1 pseudogene is annotated in these 8,316 nt (G+C 75.3%); it reads left to right on the forward strand.

Features of this window, described 5'->3' with window-relative positions:
- Nucleotides 1–111: 111 nt before the first annotated feature.
- Nucleotides 112–8,316, forward strand: a pseudogene (locus ACFXB5_RS35175) (type I polyketide synthase); the annotation flags it as partial.

Genomic DNA, 8,316 nt, shown 5'->3' on the forward strand with positions numbered 1-8,316 from the left:
TGCGCGGGGGGGGGCGCCCCCCCGGGGCCCCCGCCGTCGCGCCCCACCCCCCCCTCCCCCCGCCCCCGTTCCGGCCCCGGCGCCGCCCCCCCCGGGGCGCGCGACCCCGAGTCGATCGGGTTGGGCGACATCGACCACCCGCTCCTCGGCGCCGCCGTCGCGCTCGCGGACGCCGATGGTCTTCTGCTCACCGGGGTGCTCTCCACCCGTACCCACCCGTGGCTGGCCGACCACGCGGTCATGGACACCGTGCTGCTGCCCGGCACCGCCTTCGTCGAGCTGGCGAGCACGGCGGGCGCCCAGGTCGGCTGTGAGCGGCTGGACGAACTCACCCTCGAAGCCCCGCTCGTGCTGCCCGAGCACACCGGGGTGCGGGTGCAGCTCGTCGTGGACGGGCCGGACGAGTCCGGCCGCCGCTCCTTCAGCCTGCACTCGCGTCGGCAGGACGCGCTCGGCACCGAGCCGTGGACGCGCCACGCCACCGGTGTGCTCGCCCCCGGCGCCCGGATGCCCGAGTCGGACCAGACCGCTGAGCTCGCCGTATGGCCGCCGCAGGGCGCGACGCCGATCGCGGTCGAGGGGCTGTACGAGGAACTGGCCGGGGCGGGCCTCGGCTACGGGCCGGTGTTCCAGGGGCTCAAGGGCGCCTGGCGGCTCGGCGAGAACCTCTACGCCGAGGTGGGCTTCCCCGAGGGCGCGCCGCTGACGTCGGGCGCCGAGGCCGAGCGGTTCGGGCTGCACCCGGCCCTGCTCGACGCCGCGCTGCACGTCATCGGCCTCGACAGCGCCGACCGCGAGTCCGCGCTGGCCGAAGGCGCGCTGCTGCCGTTCGCGTGGAACGGCGTCCAGCTGCACGCGGCCGGGGCCGGTGCGCTGCGGGTGCGGCTGTCCGAGCGGTCGTCGAACGCGGTCTCGCTGCTGGTGGCCGACGGCTCGGGCCGTCCGGTGGCCACGATCGAGTCCGTGGCGCTGCGGGCGGCCTCGGCCGACCAGGTGCGCGCGGCGCGCGGCGGGTTGCACGAGTCGCTGTTCCGGCTGGACTGGACGGCGGTTCCGGCGCCCGCGACCGGCGCGGTCACGGGCGACTGGGCGGTGCTCGGCGCGGATGCCGCCGAACTGGCCGCGCTTGAGGGCGCGTTCGGGCCCGGGGTCCGGCTCGCCGTGTACCGCGATCTGGCGGTGCTGCGGACGGCCGTGGAGTCCGGGGTATCCGCGCCCGACACCGTCCTGCTGAGCGCTACCGGTGGCGACGGCGACGCACCGGCCGTGCACGAGGCCACGCAGACCATGCTCGCCCTGCTCCAGGAGTGGCTCGCCGATGAGCGGTTCGCCGGGTCGCGGCTGGTGCTGCTGACCCGGGGCGCGGTGGAGACCGAGCCGGGCACGGGCGTGGCGGATCTGCCGTACGCCGCCGTGCGCGGTCTGTTCCGCTCCGCGCAGTCGGAGAACCCGGGCCGTCTGGTGCTGCTGGACGTGGACGGCGAGGAGGGCTCGTACCGTACGGTGCCCGCCGCGCTCGGCGTGGACGAGGCGGAGCTGGCGCTCCGCGCGGGCGTGGCGCTCGCACCACGGCTGGCCCGGGTGCCGGTCACGGACGGCACAAACACCGAAAACGGCGCTGACACGAACACCGAAGACGGCGCTGGCACGGACGCGGAAGACGGCGTTCCGTCGTACGACCCCAACGGCACCGTACTGATCACCGGCGCCACCGGAAACCTCGGCGGCCTCTTCGCCCGCCACCTCGTCTCCGCCCACGGCGTACGCCACCTGCTGCTGGTCAGCCGTCGTGGCGCCGACGCCGAGGGCGCCGAGGAGCTGGGCGCCGAGCTCACGGCGGCCGGTGCCACCGTCACCTGGGCGGCCTGCGATGTGGCCGACCGCGACGCGCTCGCCGCGACCCTGGCCGCCATCCCGGCCGAGCATCCGCTGACCGCCGTGGTGCACACGGCGGGCGTCCTGGACGACGGCATCCTCGGCTCGCTGACGCCCGAGCGGGTGGCCCGGGTGCTGCGCCCCAAGGTGGACGCGGCACTGAACCTGCACGAGCTGACCCGCGACCACGAGCTGTCCGCGTTCGTGCTGTTCTCCGGTGCCGCCGCCGTGTTCGGCGCGCCCGGACAGGCGAGCTACGCCGCCGCCAACGCCTTCCTGGAGGCGCTCGCCCAGCACCGCGTCGCCCAGGGGCTCCCGGCCACCGCGCCGGCCTGGGGCCTGTGGGCCGGTGCGGGCATGGGCAGCGGTCTTGACGAGGTCGATCTGCGGCGCATCGCGCGCGGCGGGGTCGCCCCGATCGCCCCCGACGAGGGGCTCGCGCTCTTCGACGCGGCCTGCGCCGACGGTGCCGCCGTGCTCTTCCCGATGCGGCTCGACTACGCGGGGCTGCGCACCGAGGCCACGGCGACCGGGACCGTACCGGCCCTGTTCCGGGGCCTGGTGCGGACTCCGGTCCGGCGGGCCGCCGCCACGGCCGCCACCGCCGACGGCTCCTCGCTCGCCCAGCGCCTCGCCGGGCTCGCGCGCCCCGAACAGGACCGTGAGCTGCTGGAGTTGGTGTGCGGCCGGGTCGCCGCGGTGCTCGGGTACGCGGGCCCGGACGCGGTCGAGGCCGGGCGGGCGTTCAAGGAGCTGGGCTTCGACTCGCTCACCGCCGTCGAACTCCGTAACGACCTCAAGACCGTCACCGGACTGCGGCTCCCGGCGACGCTCGTCTTCGACTACCCGACCCCCACCGCCCTCGCCGGCCATCTGCGCGAGGAACTGCTGGGCGCCGAGGAGACCACCGCGTCGCTCGTCCCCGTACGGACCGGGGCCGCCCCGGCGCGCGTCGGCGGCCCGCTCGGCGTCCGCCGCCTGAGCAGCCGCGACCCCCGCGGGGGGGGGCCCCGCGCGGGGGCGGGGGTGGGGCGGGCCACCGGCGGCGACGGCATCTCCGGCTTCCCCGTGGACCGCGGCTGGGACCTCGACGGCCTCTACCACCCGGACCCCGACCACGCGGGCACCTCGTACACCCGCGAGGGCGGCTTCCTGCACGACGCCGCCGACTTCGACCCGGACTTCTTCGGGATCTCGCCGCGTGAGGCCCTGGCCATGGACCCGCAGCAGCGGCTGCTGCTGGAGACCTCGTGGGAGGCGTTCGAGCGGGCGGGCATCGACCCGGCCCGGGTGCGCGGCAGCCGTGTCGGCGTCTTCGCGGGCGTCATGTACCACGACTACGTGACCGGCCTCGACGGCATCCCCGACGGTGTCGAGGGCTACATCGGCACCGGCAACGCGGGCTCCATCGCCTCCGGCCGGGTGGCGTACACCTTCGGCCTCGAAGGCCCGGCGGTCACCGTGGACACGGCGTGCTCGTCGTCGCTGGTGGCGCTGCACTGGGCGATCCAGGCGCTGCGCGCGGGCGAGTGCACCATGGCGCTGGCCGGTGGTGTGGCGGTCATGGCCACGCCCGAGACGTTCATCGACTTCAGCCGTCAGCGCGGCCTGGCCACGGACGGCCGCTGCAAGTCGTTCGCGGCCGGTGCGGATGGCACGGGCTGGGCCGAGGGTGCGGGCATGCTGCTCGTGGAGCGGCTGTCGGACGCGCGGCGCAACGGCCACCCGGTGCTGGCGGTGGTCCGGGGCTCCGCCATCAACCAGGACGGTGCGAGCAATGGCCTGACGGCGCCCAACGGCCCGTCCCAGCAGCGCGTCATCCGCCAGGCGCTGGCCACCGCCGGGCTGGCGGCCGGTGAGGTGGATGTCGTCGAGGCGCACGGCACGGGCACGACGCTGGGTGACCCGATCGAGGCGCAGGCGCTGCTGGCCACGTACGGGCAGGAGCGGGAGGCCGACCGGCCGTTGTGGCTGGGGTCCATCAAGTCCAACATCGGCCATACGCAGGCCGCCGCCGGTGTCGCGGGCATCATCAAGATGGTGCTGGCCATGCGGCACGGTGTGCTGCCGCAGACGCTGCACGTGGACGCGCCCTCCCCGAACGTCGACTGGGAGGACGGCGCGGTCTCGCTGCTGACCGAGCCGGTGGAGTGGCCGGAGACCGGTCGTCCGCGCCGCGCCGGTGTGTCGTCGTTCGGCATCAGCGGCACCAACGCGCACACCATCATCGAGCAGCCGCCCGCCGCCGAGGACCGCGAGGACGCGGCGGCGCGGCCGTCCGCCGTACCGCCGGTGCTGCCGTGGCCGCTGTCGGCCGTGGGCGGCGACGCGCTGCGCGACCAGGCCCGCCGCCTGCGCGACCGGCTGCGCGCCGCCGACGAGGACGTGGACCTGGCCGCCATCGGCTACACCCTGGCCGCCGGGCGCACCGCCTTCGAGGACCGCGCGGTGCTGGTGGCCGACGGCCGTGAGGGCTTCCTGCGCGCCCTGGAGGCGCTGGCCTCAGGCGAACCGGCCACGGGCCTGGTCCAGGGCTCGCCGGTGGCCGGGAAGCTGACGTTCCTGTTCACCGGGCAGGGGAGCCAGCGGCTGGGGATGGGGCGTGAGCTGTACGACGCCTACCCGGTGTTCGCGGAGGCGTTCGACGCGGTGTGCGACGAGCTGGACGCGCATCTCGAACGGCCGCTGAAGACCGTGGTGTTCGGGGATGATGCCGAGGCGTTGGATCGGACGGGGTTCACTCAGCCCGCGTTGTTCGCGGTCGAGGTGGCGTTGTTCCGGCTGGTCTCGGAGGCGTGGGGGCTGCGGCCCGATTTCCTCTCCGGGCATTCGATCGGTGAGTTGGCCGCCGCGCATGTGGCGGGTGTGCTCTCGCTCGCGGACGCCGCGAAGCTAGTGGCGGCGCGTGGGCGGTTGATGCAGGCGCTTCCGGCCGGTGGCGCGATGATCGCGGTGCAGGCGTCGGAGGACGAGGTCACGCCGCTGCTCACCGAGCGCGTGTCCATCGCCGCGCTCAACGGCCCGACCTCCGTCGTCATCGCGGGTGATGAGGACGCGGCTCTGGACATCGCGGCGAGCTTCCAGGCCCAGGGCCGTAAGACCAAGCGGCTCACGGTCAGCCACGCGTTCCACTCCCCGCGCATGGACGGCATGTTGGACGCGTTCCGCGAGGTGGCGCGGGGCCTGTCGTACGAGGCCCCGCGCATCCCGATCGTCTCCAACCTCACCGGCAACGTGGTCTCCGCCGAGGAGATCACCAGCCCCGACTTCTGGGTGCGCCACGTCCGCGAGGCCGTCCGTTTCCTCGACGGTGTCCGGACGATGGAAGCCCAGGGCGTCACCACGTACCTCGAACTCGGCCCCGACGGCGTGCTGTCCGCCATGGGACAGGACTGCCTGGCCGAGGGCGACACGGCAGCGGGCTTTGTCGCCGCCCTGCGCGGTGGCCGCCCTGAGGCCGAGACCGTCACCACCGCCCTCGCCGCCCTGCACACCCGGGGCCTCGCCCTGGACTGGGAGGCGTTCTACGCTGCAGCCGGGACCGGCGCGCGGCGCGTGGAGCTGCCGACGTACGCCTTCCAGCGGCGGCGCTACTGGCTGGACGTGCGGACCGCCACCGCCACCCCGGAGGCCACGGCTCAGAACGCCGTCGACGCCCGCTTCTGGGAGGCCGTCGAGCGCGAGGATCTGGCCTCGCTCGCCGACACCCTGAACCTCGGCATCGAGAGCAACGGCGCCTTGGAGGCCCTGCTGCCTTCCCTCTCGTCGTGGCGGCGGCAGCAGTCGGAGCGTTCGACGGTGGACGGCTGGCGCTACCGGGTGTCGTGGAAGCCGGTCACCGACCGTTCCGTCGCGTCCCTGACCGGCGGCTGGCTCGTGGTGGTACCGGCCGAGGCGGCCGAGGACGCCTGGGTCGCGGGTGCCGTACGGCTGCTGAACGACCGTGGCCTCGACGTACGCCGCGTCGAGCTGACCGCCGACGACGACCGCGCCACGGTGGCCGAACGGCTGGCCGGGGCCCTCGGCGACGCGCCCGTGACCGGCGGTGTGCTCTCCCTGCTGGCCTTCACGGACAGCGATGGCGATGGCGACAGCGACGGCAATGGCGGCGGCGACGGGCTGCTGCGGACGGCCGCGCTGACACAGGCCCTGGGCGACGCGGGCATTGGCGCGCCGCTGTGGGTCGCCACGCGGGGCGCGGTGGCCGTGGGCCGTTCGGACGGAACGGTCAGCCCCGCGCAGGCGCGGCTCTGGGGCCTGGGCCGGGTGGCCGCGCTGGAGGTGCCCGAGCGCTGGGGCGGTCTGGTCGACCTCCCGGAGACGGCCGATGAGCGTGCGCTGGGACGGCTGGCGGAGGCGCTGGCCGGTGGCGGTAACGGTGCCGGGGCCGGTGGCGAGGACCAGGTGGCGGTGCGGGCGTCGGGCGTGTTCGGACGCCGCCTCGTCCGGGCCTCCGCGCCCGTGCCCGCGTCCGGGTCCGCGTCCCCCAGTGGCTCCTGGACGCCGGGCGCCGGTACGACCCTGGTCACCGGCGGTACGGGCGCGCTGGGCGGGCAGGTGGCCCGCTGGCTGGTCGCGGGCGGCGCCGAACATGTGCTGCTCACCAGCCGCCGTGGCCTCGACGCCCCCGGCGCCGCCGAGCTGCGCGATGAACTCGCCGCCTCCGGCGCCCGGATCACGTTCGCCGCGTGCGATGTGGCCGACCGGGACGCGCTCGCCCGGCTCCTCGCCGACATCCCGGCCGAGCTGCCGCTGACGGCCGTGGTGCACACGGCGGGGGTGCTGGACGACGGCGTACTGGACGCGCTCACCCCCGAGCGCTTCACCGGCGTCCTGCGCGCCAAGGCCGCCGCCGCGGCCCATCTCGACGAGCTGACGCGCGATCGGGAGCTGTCGGCCTTTGTGCTGTTCTCCTCGATCAGCGGCACGTTCGGCGCCGCCGGACAGGGCAACTACGCGGCCGCCAACGCCTACGTGGACGCGCTCGCCGAGCGGCGCCGCGCCGAGGGCCTGCCCGCCACCTCGATCGCCTGGGGCCCGTGGGCCGAGGGCGGGATGGCCACGGACGGGGCGCTGGAGCAGCGGCTGCGGCGCGGCGGACTGCCGCCGATGGACGCCGAGTTGGCGATCGGCGCGCTCCAGCGGGCGCTCGACCTCGATGACACCGTGGTCACGGTCGCGGACATCGACTGGGACCGGTTCGCACCGGACTTCACCGCCGGGCGGCCCAGCCGTCTGCTCACGGACCTCCCGGAGATCCGCGCGGCGGCGGAGGACACCGCCACCGCGCCCGCGGCCGACGGTTCCTCGCTCGCCGCCCGGCTGGCCGGGCTGGGCGAGGCGGAGCGCGACCGGCTGCTGCTGGACCTGGTCCGTACGCAGGTGGCCGTGGTGCTCGGACACGACGGCTCGGAGTCCATCGGTGCCGACCGGGCCTTCGGCGAGCTGGGCTTCGACTCGCTGACCGCCGTCGAGCTGCGCAACCGGCTCGGTGCCGCCAGCGGTGTCCAGCTGCCCGCCACCCTGGTCTTCGACTATCCGACGGCCTCCGCCCTCGCGGGCTATCTGCGCGGCGAGCTCATCGGAACGAGCACCGACGCCTCCCGCCCGGCTTCGGTGACGGCGGTGGCCGATGACGACCCGATCGCCATCGTCGCCATGAGCTGCCGCTTCCCGGGCGGGGTGCGGTCGCCCGAGGAGCTGTGGCAGCTGCTCACCGCGGGCGGGGACGCCATCGCCGAGTTCCCGGCCGACCGCGGCTGGGACCTGGACGCGCTCTACGACCCGGACCCGGACACGCGCGGCACCTTCTACGCACGCGAGGGCGGATTCCTCTACGACGCGGGCCACTTCGACGCCGCGTTCTTCGGGATCTCGCCGCGTGAGGCGCTGGCCATGGACCCGCAGCAGCGGCTGCTGCTGGAGACCTCCTGGGAGGCGTTCGAGCGCGCGGGCATCGACCCGGCGACGCTGCGGGGCACCTCCGCAGGGGTGTTCGTCGGCTCCAACGGGCAGGACTACGACGCCTCGCTGCACACCGTCCCCGAGGGCGTCGAGGGCTATCTGGGCACGGGCAACGCGGCCAGCGTGGTCTCCGGCCGGCTCGCGTACACCTTCGGTCTGGAGGGCCCGGCGGTCACGGTCGACACGGCGTGCTCGTCGTCGCTGGTGGCGCTGCACTGGGCGATCCAGGCGCTGCGCCAGGGCGAGTGCTCGCTCGCCCTCGCGGGCGGTGTGACGGTCATGTCCAGCCCCGGCGCGTACATCGAGTTCAGCCGTCAGCGCGGGCTGGCCCCGGACGGCCGCTGCAAGGCGTTCGCGGCGGGCGCGGACGGCACCGGCTGGGGCGAGGGCGTCGGCATGCTGCTCGTGGAGCGGCTGTCGGACGCCCGCCGCAACGGCCACCCCGTGCTGTCGCTCGGCCGAGTGGCCGCCAACACC

The sequence above is a fragment of the Streptomyces sp. NPDC059455 genome (assembly GCF_042750115.1).
Lineage (GTDB): Bacteria > Actinomycetota > Actinomycetes > Streptomycetales > Streptomycetaceae > Streptomyces > Streptomyces endocoffeicus.